Below are 18,430 nucleotides of genomic sequence, written 5' to 3'. Positions count from 1 at the left end.
AATATAAACTAAGAAACAAAAGAGTTAAGTACGAAGAGCCGTGTGATGGGAGACTGTCAAGCACGGTTCCGAGAGAAGGGAGGGTGAAACTCCCTCCACTTACTCGACTAAAGGTTTAGAACATGGCAAATTGTAATGTAAACACCCACGAGCGCTTTGCCGACATCCAGATGCTGCGTTACGAGCTGAAGGGATTCGAGGCATTGTCGCTCAATCAGAAATTGTATATTTACTGCCTGGCAAAGGCTACCCTGATGGGACGTGACATCACGTTCGACCAGCAGGGAAAGTACAACCTGCGCATTCGCAAAACCCTGGAGGCAATCTATCGCCATTACAAGGGTATCATCGGAGAGGCTATCGAAAACACGGAGACTGCAAGCGATACTACTACTCAAATTAAAACTTCTTCCGAAGAATTCAAGGCTTTCGAAGTATATCTCAAGCGCGTATGGTTTGCCAGCGGCATCCATCATCATTATGGCTGCGAGAAATTCAAGCCGGCATTCTCTGAGGAATTCTTCTATCAGTTGATGGAGGAAATCTCAGAGGAAGAGTTGCCGCTCAAGAGAGGAGAGAGCAAGGAAGATCTCCTCGCTCAGCTCGTACCTGTCATCTTCGACCCGGAGGTGATGCCGAAGCGAGTGAACCAGACCGATGGAGAGGACCTGGTAAAGACTTCTGCCTGCAACTTCTATGAGAATGTGACTCAGGCGGAAGTGGAGAGATTCTATGCCCGATTGAAGGATGCGTCTAACCCGACACCTCCATCTTACGGACTCAATTCCAAGCTTACCAAGCGCAATAACGAGATGATAGAGCTGGTGTGGAAGGAGGACGGACTCTATAGTGAGCCTATCAAGGAAATCGTTTCCTGGTTGCTCAAGGCGCAGAAATTCGCTGAAAATGAGGGACAGAAGCATGTCATCGACCTGCTCGTGAAGTTCTATCGTACTGGTAATCTTGAGGATTTTGACCGATACAGCATCGCCTGGGTGGAGCAGCACGAAGGCATGGTGGATTTCATCAACGGATTCATCGAGGTATATGGCGACCCATTGGGATTGAAAGGAACCTGGGAGGGTATCGTGGAATACAAGGACCTGGAGGCTACCCAGCGAACCCAGACCATCAGTAAGAATGCTCAGTGGTTTGAGGATCATTCGCCTGTGGATCCACGTTTCCGCAAACCGGAGGTGAAGGGTGTTACAGCCAATGTTATCTGTGCGGCGATGCTCGGCGGAGAGGAATATCCTGCTTCGGCTATCGGCATCAATCTGCCTAATGCCAACTGGATCCGTCAGGAGCACGGTTCGAAGAGCGTTACCATCGGCAATCTGACTGATGCCTACAACAAGGCGGCTCAGGGCAACGGATTCAGAGATGAGTTTGTCATCGATGAGGAGACTGTGGCGCTGATGAATCAGTATGCTGATATCACCGATGACCTGCATACCGACCTTCACGAGTGTCTGGGACATGGCAGCGGTCAGCTTCTTCCTGGTACCGATCCTGATGCACTGAAGGCGTATGGCAACACGATAGAGGAGGCGAGAGCCGATCTCTTCGGTCTGTACTATGTGGCTGACCATAAGCTGGTTGAGTTGGGACTGACTCCGAATGATGAGCTTACAAGGCGCAGTATTACAGTTATTTGATGAACGGTTTGCTCACCCAGACCATCCGTATCAAGGAGGGTGATAAGATAGAGGAGGCGCACATGAGAAACCGTGCCCTCATTGCCTGGTGGACGCTGGAGCATGCCGAGGGTGCCGTGGAACTGGTGACGGAAGAGGTGAGCTATGCTTCTGCCGAGGATGCCCTGAAGGATGCTGAGGGAAATATCGTAACCACCCGAACCTATGTGAAGGTGAATGATTACGTGAAGCTCCGTCATCTCTTCGGAGAACTCCTAGCAGAGATTCAGCGCATCAAGAGCGAGGGAGATTTCGAGGCTGCACGCCAGTTGGTAGAGAAGTATGCTGTAAATATCGATCCAGACTTGCATCGCGAGATTCTGGCGAGATACAAGAAGCTGAACCTGGCTCCATACAAGGGTTTCATCAATCCGAAGATGACGCTGGTCTATGATGAGGAGGGCAATCCTATCGATGTAAATCTCGATTACGAGGAGAGCTATACCGACCAGATGCTCCGCTATTCTGAGGAGTATGGAACACTATAATGATTTACAAAGCTTTTGCCCCTTTCCCTTTCCCTTCGGTGGATGATCGTTGGTTCAGGGCGTGGGGCTATTCTGATTCTTTATAGATATGATATAAATAGATATGATAGATAACAAGAACGAGGAATTTCCGATAGTAGATGAAATGGGTAATATTCTGGGTGCCATCACCCGGGGGCATGCCCATGATGGATGCAAGATATTGCATCCTGTGGTTCATCTGCATGTATTCAACAGTAAGGGGGAACTGTATCTCCAGCACCGTCCGGCATGGAAGGATATCCAGCCTGATAAGTGGGATACTGCCTGTGGCGGCCATGTGGATTTAGGCGAGAGTGTGAACCAGGCGCTTCATCGTGAAGTGAGGGAGGAGCTGGGTATCACTGATTTCGAACCGGAGTCTTTAGGACATTATGTCTTTGAGAGTCAGAGAGAAAAGGAGTTGGTGTATGTTCACCGTTGTGTATATGATGGTGAGGTGAAGCCGAGCCAGGAAGAGTTGTCTGGTGGCAGATTCTGGAGTAAGGAAGAAATCAAGGAAAACATCGGAAAAGGTGTTTTCACTCCGAATTTCGAAAATGAATACCAGAAGTTTTTCATGTGATATTCTTCGTCATGTGATATTTTTCATCGGAATACGCGGAGTTATCGGAAACATTCTGCTTTTCGGATTACGCACGGATTAAACGGAAAGCGACCTGTTCGGTCGAGGGAGCTGAAACCACATTTTATAAGGTCACGCAGATTTCGCAGATAACGCAGATTTTTTTGATTGACTCTTTTTATATCCCACAGATTCCATTTATATCCCACAGATTCCACAGATATACACAGATTTTAGACCTAAAATCTGCGTCATCTGCGAAATCTGCGTGACTATACATCATGCAGTTTCGGTTACTCGACCGAACAGGTCGCTTTCCGTTTAATCCGTGCGTAATCCGAGAAGCAAGAATGTTTCCGATAACTCTGCGTAATCCGATGAATAAAAAATCTCCGTAATCCGATGAATGATTCTACGCAGATAAATTATATCTCGAAGATACCCTTGAGTGCCCCCTGGGCAATCTTCTCGAAATCCTCTCCGAAATCGCAGAAACGCATTACGGCATTGGCGGCAGCATGCTTGATACCCATGTTATCTCCCTGCAATGCCACGGCAGCCTGATCCAGGAACTCGTTGATTCCACGATCGTTAGGCTCCTGACCATTCGCAAAGAGACGGGCAAGGAGCTGGAAACCGGCAATCTCATAGAAAGGCTTATCGCTGGCTATCCATTGATACGCAATCACCGGCGCATATTCCACATGCTGCAGCAGATTGAAGGCAAGCATCTCAGCCATCTCCTGGCTCTGCACCTGCTCCATCCAGATATCCGTGATTTCTGGCAGCATCTTGTCGGCAGGCATGATGAGGGTAGCAAGAATCTTGCACTCTCGGATATCCTCCTTCCAGAGTTCGATGGCAAGGTTATAATCCTTGCCGTATTCCTGCGCCATCTTCTTCAATTCATAGAATGGCACACCCCAATTCAGTTTATATCCCAAGCCCTTGTCTCGCATGGATTGCGAACCCGGACCGTTCATCAACAAGCGAAAGCTTCGCTTGATAGTCATCAGTTTCTGATGTGTTTCTTCGTTCATTGTAATATTTTAAATCTAAAGTAATGTTTAAATCTAAAGTAATGTTTAAATCTAAAGTAATGTTTAAATCTAAAGTAATGTTTTAAATCTAAAGTTTTAATACTTTGCAGAACATTCCGTCGAATTGCTCCTCGATATTCGCTGGTTTATGCTTGAAGATGCCGAAGATGGCACTGCCGCTTCCACTCATAGCTGCATATACGGCACCCAGATTATAGAGCTTCTGCTTGATATCTGCTAACTCTGGATGCATCGCAAAGATAGGCGCCTCGAAATCGTTGACAAGCTCATCCTTCCAGGTCTCGATAGGTTGGCGAACGATGTCGCGGCAGCATTTCGCAGGCTTCTTAGGAGTGATGGCAGCGTAGGCATCCTTGGTGCTTACAGCGATGTCGTCACGCTTTACAATCACGATGTAATATCCCTTCATGTTATCTCCAGGACCGCTTGCCGGCATCAGTACATCGCCGATACCCTCAGCATAGCAGGCTGTATCTCCATTCTCAGGGTCCGCACTGATGAAGTAGGCACAGTCGGCACCCAACTTGGCAGCATATCGCTCCATTTCAGGAATACCGATGTTCAGGCGGAAACGCTCATCGAGCAGACGAATCATGTAGGCAGCATCCGCAGAGCCGCCACCCATTCCTGCCTGAGATGGGATACGCTTGACGAGATGCGTATGAATGCGGGGAATCTTGAAGTCGGCAGCCAGCATATTATATGCCTTCACCACCAGGTTCTTCTGTTCATCGCAATCCACGGCATTGCCTGTAATCTTCAGGTCGCAGGCTACCTCGCTAGGAAACTCATCTCCCATCAGCTTGATCTCCAAGGCATCAGTCAGGGGGATAGGGTAGAATACGGTTTCCAGGTTGTGGTAACCATCAGCGCGCTTGCTTACTATATTTAAGCCAAGGTTGATCTTGGCACATGGAAATGTAATCATAATCAATAATGTTTAAGAGTAATACGTTAACTATATGCAATCTATATAATCTATATGCACAATATGCAATCTATATGCAATCTACTTGCAAAGATATAAAAAATATCCCAAACCCGGTGCTTTTCATCAAGATTATTTTCTTACTTGCATTAAAAATATTAAAAACATCCATATTCTGCAATATCTTTTGTATCTTTGCAAAGTGTATCCTCATTTCAGAAAGAGTGATTCTGCCTGAGGGAAAATATATTTTGAGTTAAGGATAATTGTATTTATCCTTAAGGCTAAAGATATTTATCCTTAAGGATAGATAGATAATTAGATAAAAATAAAAAATAAATAGAAATATGAAGAAAGGTGATAAAGTAAGATTCCTGAGCGAAGTGGGCGGCGGAAAGGTGGCCGGCTTCCAGGGCAAGAATATCGTGCTGGTAGAGGATGAAGATGGTTTCGAGATTCCGATGCCAATCAACGAGGTGGTAGTGGTAGAGCAGGATGACTATGCCATGGGCAAGATGATCTCTGCCAAGATGGATGCCAAGCAGAAGGCTGAAGAGCATGCCAACACCGAACTGCATCAGGACAGCAGAAGCATCAAGGCTATCCTGAACGAGCACGAGAATGATGTGGATATGAACGTAGAGGAGTATGATGCTGCCGACCGTGAGATTACCTTCGTGAAGCAGATTCAGGAGCGTACGGGCGGTAACAAGCTCAGCGCTTACCTCGCCTTCGTGCCTATCGATATCAAGGATGTGACCAATACCCGCTTCGAGTCGTATATGGTGAACGACAGCAACTACTATCTGCGCTACACCTATCTCGTAGCCGAGGGCAATGCGTGGACCCTGAAGGCGGAGGGCGAAATCGAGCCAAACACCAAGCTCTTCATCGAGGAATTCGGTCGTGAGGCTCTAAATGAGATGGAGCACATCGCTATCCAGATGATTGCCTACAAGAAGGACAAGCCATTCCTGCTGAAGCCAGCTACGGATGTCCAGTTCCGCCTGGACCCAGTGAAGTTCTACAAGCTCCATCTCTTCGAGGAGAATGATTTCTTCGAGACTCCAGCCTATCTCTTCACCATCGTGGAGAACGACGAGGTAGCCCGTCCGCTGGTCATCGATTCCAAGCGATTGAAGGAGCAGATGTACAAGGACGAGAAGGTGATTGCCAACACCAGCAAGAAGAAAAGCAAGAAGGATGACGGTACCCTCATCATCGACCTTCATGCAGACGAGGTTCTTGAAACAACTGCTGGAATGAATTCTGCTGATATCCTTCATTATCAGATGGATATCTTCAAGAAGACAATGGCAGAGAATAAGAAGAATAAGGGACAGAAGATTATCTTCATCCATGGAAAGGGAGAGGGCGTGTTGCGCCAGGCACTCATCCATGAGTTGAATTATCGCTATAAGAACTGCACCTATCAGGATGCTTCCTTCCAGGAGTATGGATATGGTGCCACACAGGTAACAATAAAGTAATTTATTATGAAGTACGGATTTATGAAGGTGGCAAGTGCCATCCCTGCCGTCAAGGTAGGCGATGTAATCTTCAACACCCAACAGATAGAAGATCTGATAGCCCAGGCAGAAGGCAAGGGCGTAGAGATCATTACCTTCCCGGAATTGTCTATCACAGGCTATTCCTGTCAGGACCTTTTCCGCCAGCAGATGCTCCTGGAATCATCCGAGCAGGCGGTGATGATGCTGCTCGATTTCACCCGCAAGCTCGACATCATCTCCATTGTCGGCGCTCCGGTAGTGGCTGGCGATTTGCTGCTGAATTGCGGTATCGTGATCCAGCACGGACAGATCCTGGGCATCGTGCCTAAGACCTATCTCCCTAACTACAGCGAGTTCTACGAGAAGCGCTGGTTTGCCTCTGCGCAGGACTTGCGCGATTGCGAGGTTCGCTATGCCGGACATAAGGTGAAACTGACCCCCGATGTGCAGATTTTCCACACCTACGACGGCGTGCAGTTTGGCGTAGAGATATGCGAGGATGTATGGGCTCCGGCTCCTCCTAGCAACAAGCTGGCACTGGCTGGTGCCGACCTCATCTTCAACCTCTCTGCGAGCGATGAACTCATCGGAAAGCACAACTATCTGAAGAGTCTGCTGAGCCAGCAGAGTGCCCGCACCATGACCGGATACGTGTATAGTTCCTGCGGTTTCGGTGAGAGTACACAGGATGTGGTATATGGCGGAAATGCCTGATTTACGAGAATGGAGCTTTACTTGCACAAGGTGAGCGTTTCTCTCTTGATCCTCAGATGGTTATCGCGCAGGTTGATGTAGAGAAACTCCGTTCGGAGCGTCGCACCAATTCCACCTATGTCAACGCCCAGCGTAACATCAAATATTCGGTTCTCGGCGGACAGTTCAACATCCGTAACATCGATGCCGATCCTACTGAGAACGAGCGTGAATTCGTGTTGGAGAGAGAGGTGAATCCGCATCCTTTTATTCCTACCAGCAGCGATATGGATGCCTCCTGCGAGGAGATTTTCAATATCCAGCTGATGGGTCTTGCCAAGCGCATCGTCCATACCCATGCCAAGACGGTGGTGGTGGGTATCAGTGGCGGATTGGATTCCACTCTTGCCCTGCTCGTCTGCGTCAAGGCTTTCGATAAGCTGAAGATGGATCGCCGTGGCATCGTGGGTGTTACCATGCCAGGTTTCGGCACCACCGATAGAACATATAATAATGCCATCTCTCTGATGCAGAGTCTGGGCATCACCATCCGTGAAATCAGCATCGCCAAGGCAGTGACACAGCATTTCGAGGACATCGGTCATGATGCCAGCGTGCATGATGTGACCTACGAGAATTCGCAGGCACGTGAGCGTACGCAGATTCTGATGGACCTTGCCAACAAGATGGGCGGTATGGTGATAGGTACCGGCGACCTTTCTGAGCTGGCTTTGGGCTGGGCCACCTATAATGGCGATCACATGAGCATGTATGGCGTGAATGCCAGCATCCCTAAGACCCTGATTCGTCATCTGGTAAACCATGTTGCCGAGAGTGGAGTAGATGAGCAGAGCCGCATCACCCTGCGCGACATCATTGATACACCTATCAGTCCGGAGCTGATTCCTGCCGATGAGAATGGAAACATCAAGCAGAAGACGGAAGACCTGGTTGGTCCATACGAGTTGCACGATTTCTTCCTCTATTACTTCCTGCGTTTCGGTTTCCGTCCTGCCAAGATTTATATGTTGGCTAAGAAGGCGTTCATCGATACCAATCTGGAGCGTGTGAAGATCAGCGACAACGATCCTGATTCCTACGATGAGGAGACCATCAAGAAATGGCTCAAGACATTTGTTCGCCGTTTCTTCAACCAGCAGTTCAAGCGCAGCTGTCTGCCTGATGGTCCGAAGGTGGGAAGTGTGAGCCTGAGTCCTCGTGGCGACTGGCGCATGCCTAGCGATGCCGCATCCACCATCTGGCTGCAAGAGGCAGAAAATAGGATTTGTGATAATTAATAAAAAATAAAAGTTATGGATTTTGCATTAACTATAGTTTTGATGGGATTCGCTGAAGGAATGACTATTGTTTATGGCGTTTTGGCAGTGATAGCATCTATTATGTTACTTTGGCTGAAAAGTAAGTGGGGCCAGAAGTGGTTGGATAGTCTGGACTGATTTCCAACCCTCAGCAGTTTTGGATTTTTGCGTTTAGGCTGATGGCTTTTCCAGTCAGCCTTAACAGAATATTGATTCCCGATTTGAGCATTCGATACTATTTTGGTGCTCAAATCGGGATTTTTAATAGAAAAATTATTAATTTATTACCTCTATATTCGGGAAAAACATATTTTTTTTGTAACTTTGCGCCCAAAAGTAAAAACAATATAAAATTTAATAGATAATATGGCTAAGAAATTTGCCGAGCACAATGGTCTGAATCTTACTCAGACAAACAATGACGTACTAGCAGCGTGGGAGAAAAATGATATCTTCCACAAGTCTATCGATGAGCGTGAAGGCTGCCCTCAGTTTATCTTCTTCGAGGGTCCTCCATCTGCTAATGGCCACCCGGGTATTCACCACGTGTTGGCACGTAGTATCAAGGATACTTTCAACAGATACAAGACGATGAAGGGATTCCAGGTTCACCGCAAGGCGGGATGGGATACCCACGGACTCCCTGTTGAACTCGGTGTCGAGAAGGAACTCGGCATCACCAAGAAGGATATCGACAACAAGGCTTCTGAGAAGTATATCTCTACAGAAGACTACAACCACAAGTGCCGCGAGAACGTGATGAAGTTCACCGCTGAGTGGCGCGAGTTGACCGAGAAGATGGGTTACTTCGTAGATCTCGATCATCCTTATATCACCTACGATAACAAGTTTATCGAGACACTCTGGTGGCTCCTCAAGCAGCTCTACAACAAGGGCCTGCTCTACAAGGGTTACACCATCCAGCCATATTCTCCAGGCGCAGGTACAGGTTTGAGCTCTCACGAGTTGAACCAGCCTGGATGCTATCGCGATGTAAAGGACCTTACCACCACAGCCCAGTTCCTCATCAAGGATCCTAAGGCAGAGTGGACCAAGTGGGGCAAGCCTTACTTCATCGCATGGACTACTACACCTTGGACTTTGCCATCAAACGTGGCTCTCTGTGTGGGTCCTAAGATTGACTATGTTGCCATCGAGACCTACAACCTCTACAATGGCGAGCCTATGACTCTCGTGATGGCTGAGGCTCTGGTAGGTTCATATCTCAAGGCCGACCAGGAGTGCAAGGAGGGTGATCTCCTGCCATTCGACAAGGAGAAGAAGCAGTGCCCATGGCGCATTATCGACCACATGAAGGGTACAGAACTCGAAGGCTTGCACTACGAGCAGCTCCTGCCATGGGTGAAGCCATGCGAGAAGGTTGATGCTTTTGCTCCAGCTTTCGTTACAGAATATGCTGCTGCTCATCCTGAGAAGGTATTCGCTTCTGAGGATGGCCGAGATAAGTTCGTTGAGATGGATAGCGAGGCTTTCCGCGTAATCCTCGGCGACTATGTTACTACCGATGACGGTACAGGTATCGTGCACATCGCTCCTACATTCGGTGCCGATGATGCCAAGGTGGCTAAGGATGCCAACATCCCAGGCCTCTACCTTATTAATAAGAAGGGTGAGACCCGCCCAATGGTTGACCTGCAGGGTAAGTTCTATCTCATCGAAGACCTCGATGACAACTTCGTAAGCGCTTGCGTCAACAAGGAGGCATACGGTCATCACGCAGGCGACTACGTGAAGAATGCCTACGACCCACAGTTTAATGTGGATGGTGTTTGGGACAAGAAGGCTTCTGATAAGGCTGAAGACCTGAACATCGTGCTCTGCTACGACCTGAAGCAGGAGGGAAAGGCTTTCAAGAGCGAGAAGCACGTGCACAACTATCCTCACTGCTGGCGTACTGATAAGCCTATCCTCTACTACCCATTGGATAGCTGGTTTATCAAGGATACAGCCCGCAAGGAGCGCATGGTAGAATTGAACAAGACCATCAACTGGCAGCCTGAGAGCACCGGTACAGGCCGTTTCGGCAACTGGCTCGAGAACCTGAACGACTGGAACCTTTCCCGTTCCCGTTTCTGGGGTACTCCATTGCCTATCTGGCGTGATGAGAACCGTGGCGAGAAGTGTATCGGCAGTCTGGAGGAACTCTATGCTGAAATCGAGAAGTCAGTGGCTGCCGGCATCATGCAGAGCAACCCATTGAAGGAGAATGGTTTCGTTCCTGGCGACTACAGTCAGGAGAACTATGATAAGATTGACCTCCACCGTCCATACGTTGACAAGATCGTATTGGTTAACGAGGAGGGCAAGCCAATGTATCGTGAGAGTGACCTCATCGACGTTTGGTTCGATTCAGGTTCAATGCCTTACGCCCAGCTCCACTACCCATTCGAGGGTGAGATGGCCCGTGGCACAGAGGCAGACCGCGATGCACTCATCCACAGCACCTACGAGGGATATGCTATTCCTCCTAAGTTCTATCCAGCCGACTTCATCAACGAGGGCGTGGATCAGACCCGTGGATGGTTCTTCACCCTGCACGCCATCGCTACCATGGTATTCGACAGCGTAGCTTTCAAGAACGTTATCTCTACAGGTCTCGTTCTCGATGCCAAGGGTAACAAGATGAGTAAGCACGTCGGTAACGTAACCAACCCATTCGAGATGATCGACAAGTATGGTGCCGACCCAGTTCGTTTCTATATGATGACCAACAGCGAGCCTTGGGACAACCTGAAGTTCGACCCTAACGGTGTAGATGAGACCCGTCGTAAGTTCTTCGGAACCTTGTATAACACCTACAGCTTCTTCGCCCTCTACGCTAATGTAGATGGTTTCGATGCAGCTGCAGCTCAGGTGCCATTCGAGAAGCGCCCAGAGATCGACCGCTGGATTCTCTCTTCACTCAATACTCTCATCAAGGGCGTTGACAGGGAGTTGGCTGGCTTCGACCCAACCCGTGCAGGCCGTCTTATCGACGCATTCGTCAACGATGACCTCTCTAACTGGTACGTTCGTCTGAACCGTAAACGTTTCTGGGGTAAGGAAATGAGTGAGGATAAGCTCAGCGCTTACCAGACTCTCTATACCTGTCTGATGACAGTGGCTAAGCTTTTGGCACCATTTGCTCCATTCTATGCAGACGAGTTGTATCACGACTTGGGTGGCGAGTTGGAGAGCGTACATCTGGCACAGTTCCCTGTAGCCGATGAGGCTGCTATCGACGCCGACCTGGAGGAGCGTATGGCCATCGCCCAGAAGATTACTTCTATGGTATTGGCATTGCGCCGCAAGGTGAACATCAAGGTTCGTCAGCCACTGCAGCAGATCATGATTCCAGCCGTAGATGATGTACAGAAGGCACACATCGAGGCAGTAGCAGGACTGTTGAAGAACGAGGTGAACGTGAAGGAGGTTAACTTCATTGAGGGTCAGGGTATTCTCGTAAAGAAGGTGAAGTGTAACTTTAGAGTGATGGGTAAGAAGTTCGGCAAGCTGATGAAGGGTGTTGCCGCCCAGATGTCAGCGCTCAATCAGGACCAGATTGCAGCCTTCGAGAAGGCAGGTAACATCACATTGAATATTGACGGACAGGAAGCCGTAGTAGAGGTAGCCGACGTGGAGATTATCTCAGAGGATATCCCAGGATGGCTCGTATCTAACGAGGGCAATCTGACCGTAGCGCTTGAGGTAGAGTTGACTCCTGAATTGAAGAAGGAGGGTATGGCTCGTGAGCTGATCAACCGTATCCAGAACCTCCGCAAGGAGACTGGTCTGGAGATTACCGACCGCATCAAGGTGACTGTGGCTTCAAATGAGGAGACCAACGCAGCCATCGAGTCATTCGGCGACTACATCAAGGGGCAGGTACTGGCTGACAGCATCGAAATCGGCGCCAACGCAGGTGTTGAGACCGAGTTTGATGACTTTAAGTTGAACATTCTCGTAGAGAAGAATTAAATAGTTAGGAGTTAGAAGTTAGGAGTTAGGAGTTAGGAGTTTTTCCAAACTACTCGCTTCTAACTTCTATTCCTTAAAACTCTAGTCTAACTTTTATAACAAAACAACGTCTATGGCTAACGAAAAGGCACGTTATAGCGATGTAGAACTCGAGGAGTTCCGCGCTATCATTGAAGAGAAATTAAAGGTGGCAAAGCAGACCTACCGTGACTGTATGGCTCAGCTCAACCACTCAGATAGTAATGATGTGGTAGATACATCACCAACCTACAAGGCTCTTGAGGAGGGCAGCGAGGCACAGAGCAAGGAGGAAATTATCCAGATGGCTCAGCGCCAGCAGAAGTTCATCAAGGGTCTGGAGGCTGCGCTGGTTCGCATTCAGAACAAGACCTATGGCATCGACCGCGAGACGGGTGAGTTGATTCCTAAGGAGCGCTTGCGTGCCGTACCTCATGCCACATTGAGTGTAGCTTCGAAGGAGGCTAGAAAGAAATAATAAATGGAGAAAAAAAGGAATTTACATATCGGCTGGCTCGTCACGGCAATGGTGGTTGTGCTGCTTATCATCGACCAATGGATTAAGCTGTACATCAAGACCCACTTTTGCTTGGCGAGTCTGTTCGTGTTACAGATTGGTTTTTTATCGATTTCATTGAGAACAACGGAATGGCGTGGGGCATGTCGTTTATCGGCAAGTTCTGGCTCAGCCTGCTGCGCTCTGTAGCCATCGTCGCTCTCATCGTCTATCTCTATCGCATCATCAGGAGGGGTACGCATCGTCTGCTCTACATCATCCTCGTAGCCCTGGTACTTACGGGTGCCATCGGCAATATGATCGATTCGATGTTCTATGGTCTGATGTTCACTGCATCCTCGCCTTATTACGTATCTTATATGGTACCGTTCGGCGATGGATATGCACCTTTCTTCATGGGTAAGGTAGTGGATATGTTCCGCTTCCCGTTCTTCAGCTATACCTGGCCGGAGTGGGTACCTTTCTGGGGTGGTCAGCAGGGAACATTCTTCGATCCTGTATTCAATTTTGCCGATGCCTGCGTCAGCGTGGGTATCATTTCCATGCTGCTCTTCTGCCGCAAGGAACTGGAGCAGCTCGGAGGAAATGACAAGAAGAAAGGGGAGAAGAAGGAGACTTCTACTCAGGCAGACAAGAAGGAGACTTCTGTTAACAAGAAAGGTAGTAAGGAAGATAACAAGGAAGAAAAGAAATAGAAAGGAGGCATGAGAATGAAGAAGTTAATGATTTGTCTTGTGGCAGTGATGGCTTTGCTTTTCAGCGTTTCATCTTGCAAGCCTTCCCTGCCAGGCGGCGTCTTGTCGAAGGGCAAGATGACGGATATTCTTTATGATTATCACCTGGCTCTGGCGATGGCACACATGGATGATAACGGCGACAAGGGACAGAGCCTGGCTTACCGCGAGGCGGTGCTCCGGAAACACGATGTCACCTCTGCCGAGTTCGATTCTTCCATGGTTTATTATATGCGTCATACCGAACTGCTGGAGGATGTGTATAAGGACCTGACCGACCGTTACAACAACGAGATTACAGCCATGGGCGGTAGTGCCAAGGGGGGAGGAGAGTTTGCTAATCTCTCTGCTACCGGCGATACGGCTAATGTATGGAATCTCGCTACATCGATGATGTTTATGCCTGTAAAGCCGTTCAATAGTACCAGCTTCGATATCAAGGTGGATTCTACCTTCCATAAGGGCGACCGCCTGATGCTCGATTTCGATGCGCAGTTCATCTATCAGGATGGTATGCGCAATGGTGTTGCGATGCTCGCTGTGCAGTTTGGTAACGATAGTATTGCCCAGCGTACCATCATGATTCAGAGCACCCAGCATTATTCGGTGGAACTCTCTGATGCTGATTCACTTGGCATCAAGAGCGTGAAGGGATACTTCATGCTGATGAATGGTGATAACGGCACGGGTGTTTCTTCCCAGACCACCTTGAAGCTGATGTTCCTGGAGCATATCAAACTGATTCGCATGCATCCGCAGAAGCCTGTGGCAGCACCGGCAGGAAGCTCTCCATCGGCATCATCCGATAGCCTCCGCAAGGATAGTGCTTCCTCAGCTTCATCCTCTTCAGCTTCATCCTCTTCATCATCATCAGGTGAAAAACCGGGAGAGCAGACCTTCGAGATGTCATCCCAGAAGCCGGTTCATCCTATCAGAATGCCGGATGGCAAACCGCTGAAGCCGCTCAAGGAAATGAAGCCGATGAAGGCAGAACCTCTTAAGACGAGATAACGTTTCAAGTGCGATAATGATTTAAAACGACACTACGATGGAGGAGCTGAGAAGATGCGGTGCTCATACCGTGGTACTTCCCGATGGCACCATCCTGCAGCAGGCAGTGGTGGAGATAGCCGAGGGTAGGGTAGTCAACTACTATGAGTTCCGTGAGGAGCTGCCCATGACCGAATGGCTGGGCGGAGAAATCAGGGTAGAGCGTGATGAGGAAGGCATCCTCTGCGCCCTATGGAACGGGAAAAGATTAAACAATAAACATTAAAAACAATAAACATTAATAATATGTTAAGCGTAGATCAATTAGAAGACAAGTTGATAGACTTGGCATTTGCTGAGGATATCGGTGATGGCGACCACACAACCTTGTGTTGTATTCCTGAGGACGCCATGGGTAAGAGCCATTTGCTCATCAAGGAAGATGGCGTTTTGGCAGGTGTAGAATTGGCAAAGAAGGTATTCGCACGCTTCGATCCTACCATGAAGGTAGAGGTTCTGTTGCAGGACGGTACCCACGTGAAGAAGGGCGACATCGCTATGATCGTAGAGGGCAAGACCCGTTCGCTGCTCCAGACTGAGCGCCTCATGCTCAACATCATGCAGCGTATGAGTGGTATCGCTACTATGACAGCTAAGTATGTAAAGCGCCTTGAAGGTACCAAGACTCACATCCTCGACACCCGTAAGACTACTCCAGGTCTCCGTATGTTGGAGAAGCAGGCTGTGAAGATCGGTGGTGGTATGAACCATCGTATCGGTCTCTTCGATATGATTCTCCTCAAGGACAATCACATCGATTTCGCTGGCGGTATCGATAATGCCATCGACCGTTGCCACGCTTATCTCAAGGAGAAGGGTCTCGATCTGAAGATTGAAATCGAGGTTCGCAGCTTCGATGAACTCGACCAGGTATTGAAGCACGGCGGTGTCAACCGTATCATGCTCGATAACTTCTCAGTGCCTGATACCAAGAAGGCTGTAGATATCATCGCTGGCAAGTATGAGACTGAGTCATCTGGCGGTATCACCTACGATACCATCCGCGACTATGCAGAGCAGGGTGTTGACTTTATCTCTGTAGGTGCCTTGACACATAGTGTGAAGGGTTTGGATATGAGCTTCAAGGCTTGTGAGTAGTGAGTATATATAAATAAGGTATATTTTATGAATAAGTTTTTTGCTTCAGCCCTGATGGCTGTAGCTATGTTGGGCAGTGTCTCAGAGGCTGAGGCTTGCAGCAACTTCATTGTGGGCAAGAAGGCATCAGTAGATGGTTCTGTGATGTGTTCTTATAGTGCCGACGACTACGGAATGTTCCAGAACCTGTGCCATTATCCTGCGGCTAAACATGCCAAGGGCGAGATGCGTAAGATTTTCGACTGGGACAGTAACAAGTATTATGGGGAGATTCCTGAGGCTGCCGAGACCTACAGCGTTATCGGCAATATCAACGAGTGGCAGGTTACCATCGCCGAGACTACCTACGGCGGTCGTGAGGAGATGGTGGATTCTACCGGTATCATGGACTACGGTTCACTCATCTATGTAGCTCTCCAGCGCAGTAAGACGGCACGTGAGGCTATCAAGGTGATGACCACCCTCGCCAATACTTATGGTTACAACTCTGGCGGTGAGACCTTCACCATCTGCGATCCTAACGAGGCTTGGATTATGGAAATGATGGGTAAGGGTGCTGGTTCCAAGGGAGCCGTATGGGTAGCTCTCCGCATTCCGGATGATGCTGTCTGTGCGCATGCCAACCAGAGCCGCATCGGCAAGTTCAACATGAAGGACAAGAAGAATGTGATGTATGCCAAGGATGTGGTATCTTTTGCCCGCAGCAAGGGTTGGTTCCAGGGCAAGGATGCTGATTTCTCCTGGAAGATGGCGTATGCAAAGCCTGATTTCTCGGGTCGTCGTTTCTGCGATGCCCGTGCCTGGGCGATGCTGAATCACTTCTATGATATGAGTCCTTATCTGGATTGGGCACTCGGCAAGAATCCTGATGCGCAGGATATGCCTCTCTGGGTGGTTCCTAACAAGAAGGTGAGTGTTCAGGATGTAGAGAATGTGATGCGCGACCATTACGAGGGTACTCCTCTTTCTGTAGCCGACGGTTCTGATATCGGCGGTGGTATCTGGGAGATGCCTTATCGTCCTACACCTTTGATGTACAAGGTGGATGGCAAGCAGTATTTCAACGAGCGTCCTGTCAGCACCCAGCAGAGTGGTTTCGTATTCGTGAGCCAGATGCGTTCATGGTTGCCAAGAGAGATTGGCGGCGTGTTCTGGTTTGCCAACGATGATGCCAATATGGCTGCGTTCACTCCTGTATATTGCTCTATGACCGAGCGTCCTGAGTGCTACAATACTCCTGGTGCTGATGCCTTGCATTTCAGCAAGAAGAACGCTTACTGGGTTTGCAACATGACCAGCAACATGGTTTATCCTCGTTACAGCCTGATGTTCCCAACCTTGAAGGAGGTTCGTGATAGCTTGGACAACAGTTATTTCGCGGCTCAGGCAGGTGTTGAGAAGAAGGCTCAGGAGCTTTATGCCCAGAACCCACAGGCAGCTGTGAAGTATCTCAACGACTACAGTGTTGAGAAGGCTCAGCAGATGTTGGGTCGCTGGAACCAGCTTTTCGAGTTCCTGGTGGTGAAGTACAATGATATGATCATCAAGCCAACCGATAAGAATGGTACCTTCAAGAAGACTCCATACGGTTTGGGTGCTACTCCAGTTCGTCCTGGTTATCCAGAGAAGTTTGCCAAGCAGCTTGTAAAGCAGAGTGGCGATAAGTTCCTGGTTCCAGAGGAGAAGAAATAATGGTTTTTGATTCTTGAGAATCAAAGATCCCGGAAAGTAAAAAGGGTCTATACGCCACCTTTTCATCGTGGCATATAGACCCTTGTTGTTTTCCTATGAGGTGCGGTAAAAGTCACTGTATTAAGGACTTATACAACATCCTTTTCTTGTTCAGCAGCAAACGCCAGCATATAACTTATCTATTGGAAATATCAAATCCCAATTCTTTCCCCAAACGATATTACCAAACTCTATCTTGAACTTTTTGAATTTGTTTTCATTCAAGTAAGAGTTATATTGCGGATGTGGGTGATTTCTGATAAAAGCACCTACATCTATCGTCTTAATGGTATCATCATTAAAGTGTAATTCAACTTTTAATGGCGCCACATATTTTGCAGAAACGATACTTAAGTTCATAATTTCTTCGTTATTTTAGTTGAACGTATTCTTTTCTTATAAATAAAGAAGTTTACCCATTTATCAACTATATTCTTATAGTACTTCTTCACAAAGGCCTCTGCTGTAGCAGCATCCTTCTCACTTAAAGGTGGTATCTTGCTAGAAGTTCTTCTATGAATTTCAACAAGTTCACCATTTTCTAATATTATCTCGAAAATAGCTTCATGTCCATCCTTCATTACATGAACGTGTATTGGTTCATGCTCATTTGAATAGAACAGAAAGATAAATCCGAAGTATTCAAATATCTTTGGCATCGCAACCTCCTTTTTTAATCTATCTTGATTGCAAAGTTACGACTTTATTTTGAAAACGCAAAGAAAACGGGAGAAAAGTTTCGGGAAAAGTTTGGATTCCCGTATTTTATAAGATAAAGGATAGCCATCCCATACCAATACTAATCCGGAATACATCGGTAGGGAACAAATACTCGTGGCAGGTTGGGGGAATATTATGTGTTAAAATCACAAAAAAACTTTGTGTTGTCAGGGTTTTGATGTATATTTGCAGAACTAATTTAAAATATTAATGATTATGTCAACAACAGCAGCAAGAATCCCAACTTCGTTCAGGTTCCAAAGCAGTTTGCTGGAAGAACTGA

Annotated in this window: 16 protein-coding genes and 1 pseudogene; 13 read left to right on the top strand and 4 right to left on the bottom strand. The window is 48.0% G+C overall.

All coding sequences use genetic code 11. The features are described from left to right. Window positions 1-122 precede the first annotated feature (122 nt). A pseudogene (locus DW830_RS13380) lies at window positions 123-2,185 on the top strand (dipeptidyl-peptidase 3 family protein). Window positions 2,186-2,288: 103 nt separating this feature from the next. Further along, the gene (locus DW830_RS13375) at window positions 2,289-2,789 is read left to right on the top strand and encodes an NUDIX hydrolase (protein ID WP_119250251.1); all 501 of its coding nucleotides are present in this window, start codon (window positions 2,289-2,291) and stop codon (window positions 2,787-2,789) included. A gap of 425 nt (window positions 2,790-3,214) precedes the next feature. Here the strand turns inward: DW830_RS13375 and DW830_RS13370 are convergent, their stop codons facing one another. Continuing rightward, window positions 3,215-3,829, bottom strand: coding sequence for a DNA alkylation repair protein (locus tag DW830_RS13370; RefSeq protein WP_119250250.1), 615 nt, complete (start codon window positions 3,827-3,829; stop codon window positions 3,215-3,217). A gap of 88 nt (window positions 3,830-3,917) precedes the next feature. Further along, window positions 3,918-4,778 carry a 4-(cytidine 5'-diphospho)-2-C-methyl-D-erythritol kinase gene (ispE, locus tag DW830_RS13365; RefSeq protein ID WP_119250249.1) on the bottom strand — a complete coding sequence of 287 codons (861 nt, stop codon included), beginning with the start codon at window positions 4,776-4,778 and terminating at the stop codon, window positions 3,918-3,920. A 347-nt stretch (window positions 4,779-5,125) separates the two neighbouring features. Between ispE and DW830_RS13360 the strand changes: the two genes are divergently transcribed. The 11 genes from DW830_RS13360 to DW830_RS13320 all read left to right on the top strand — a co-directional run bounded on the left by DW830_RS13360 (window position 5,126) and on the right by DW830_RS13320 (window position 17,388). Beyond that, entirely contained in the window at window positions 5,126-6,268 is a 1,143-nt protein-coding gene (locus DW830_RS13360) for a DUF2027 domain-containing protein (RefSeq protein ID WP_119250248.1), read from the top strand. Window positions 6,269-6,274: 6 nt separating this feature from the next. Then, window positions 6,275-7,003, top strand: a complete 729-nt coding sequence (locus tag DW830_RS17400; RefSeq protein WP_410524530.1) for a nitrilase-related carbon-nitrogen hydrolase — start codon at window positions 6,275-6,277, stop codon at window positions 7,001-7,003. Further along, window positions 6,985-8,280, top strand: coding sequence for an NAD(+) synthase (locus DW830_RS17395; protein ID WP_410524531.1), 1,296 nt, complete (start codon window positions 6,985-6,987; stop codon window positions 8,278-8,280). The genes DW830_RS17400 and DW830_RS17395 overlap by 19 nt, the downstream gene beginning before the upstream one ends. 15 nt (window positions 8,281-8,295) lie before the next feature. Beyond that, window positions 8,296-8,439, top strand: a complete 144-nt coding sequence (locus DW830_RS16700) for a hypothetical protein (RefSeq protein ID WP_233544535.1) — start codon at window positions 8,296-8,298, stop codon at window positions 8,437-8,439. Window positions 8,440-8,667: 228 nt separating this feature from the next. Then, complete coding sequence (ileS, locus tag DW830_RS13350; RefSeq protein WP_119250247.1) at window positions 8,668-12,279, top strand: isoleucine--tRNA ligase; 3,612 nt, start codon at window positions 8,668-8,670, stop codon at window positions 12,277-12,279. Window positions 12,280-12,391: 112 nt separating this feature from the next. Continuing rightward, window positions 12,392-12,775 carry a TraR/DksA family transcriptional regulator gene (locus DW830_RS13345; RefSeq protein WP_089543439.1) on the top strand — a complete coding sequence of 128 codons (384 nt, stop codon included), beginning with the start codon at window positions 12,392-12,394 and terminating at the stop codon, window positions 12,773-12,775. A 107-nt stretch (window positions 12,776-12,882) separates the two neighbouring features. Beyond that, window positions 12,883-13,509, top strand: a complete 627-nt coding sequence (locus tag DW830_RS13340; RefSeq protein ID WP_410524529.1) for a lipoprotein signal peptidase — start codon at window positions 12,883-12,885, stop codon at window positions 13,507-13,509. 15 nt (window positions 13,510-13,524) lie between these two features. Next, window positions 13,525-14,559: a DUF4296 domain-containing protein gene (locus DW830_RS13335; protein WP_119250246.1), complete on the top strand. Its 1,035-nt coding sequence runs from the start codon at window positions 13,525-13,527 to the stop codon at window positions 14,557-14,559. A 37-nt stretch (window positions 14,560-14,596) separates the two neighbouring features. Then, the gene (locus DW830_RS13330; RefSeq protein ID WP_117663082.1) at window positions 14,597-14,824 is read left to right on the top strand and encodes a hypothetical protein; all 228 of its coding nucleotides are present in this window, start codon (window positions 14,597-14,599) and stop codon (window positions 14,822-14,824) included. Between the two features lie 20 nt (window positions 14,825-14,844). Then, window positions 14,845-15,696 carry a carboxylating nicotinate-nucleotide diphosphorylase gene (nadC, locus tag DW830_RS13325; RefSeq protein WP_119250245.1) on the top strand — a complete coding sequence of 284 codons (852 nt, stop codon included), beginning with the start codon at window positions 14,845-14,847 and terminating at the stop codon, window positions 15,694-15,696. Window positions 15,697-15,723: 27 nt separating this feature from the next. Further along, a complete protein-coding gene (locus DW830_RS13320; RefSeq protein WP_119250244.1) occupies window positions 15,724-17,388 on the top strand; it encodes a dipeptidase in 1,665 nt (554 codons plus the stop codon). A gap of 150 nt (window positions 17,389-17,538) precedes the next feature. Here DW830_RS13320 and DW830_RS13315 read toward each other — a convergent pair whose 3' ends face one another. Together DW830_RS13315 and DW830_RS13310 are read right to left on the bottom strand one after the other, a co-directional pair. After that, window positions 17,539-17,787: a DUF2442 domain-containing protein gene (locus DW830_RS13315; RefSeq protein WP_022251301.1), complete on the bottom strand. Its 249-nt coding sequence runs from the start codon at window positions 17,785-17,787 to the stop codon at window positions 17,539-17,541. After that, window positions 17,784-18,086 carry a DUF4160 domain-containing protein gene (locus DW830_RS13310; protein ID WP_119238464.1) on the bottom strand — a complete coding sequence of 101 codons (303 nt, stop codon included), beginning with the start codon at window positions 18,084-18,086 and terminating at the stop codon, window positions 17,784-17,786. Before DW830_RS13310 ends, DW830_RS13315 begins: the two co-directional genes overlap by 4 nt. Window positions 18,087-18,430 lie beyond the last annotated feature (344 nt).

This window comes from Prevotella sp. AM34-19LB, from assembly GCF_003468525.1.
Taxonomy (GTDB): domain Bacteria; phylum Bacteroidota; class Bacteroidia; order Bacteroidales; family Bacteroidaceae; genus Prevotella.
The sequence above is the reverse complement of the archived record's forward strand: the minus strand, read 5'-3'. Positions and strand labels throughout refer to the sequence as shown.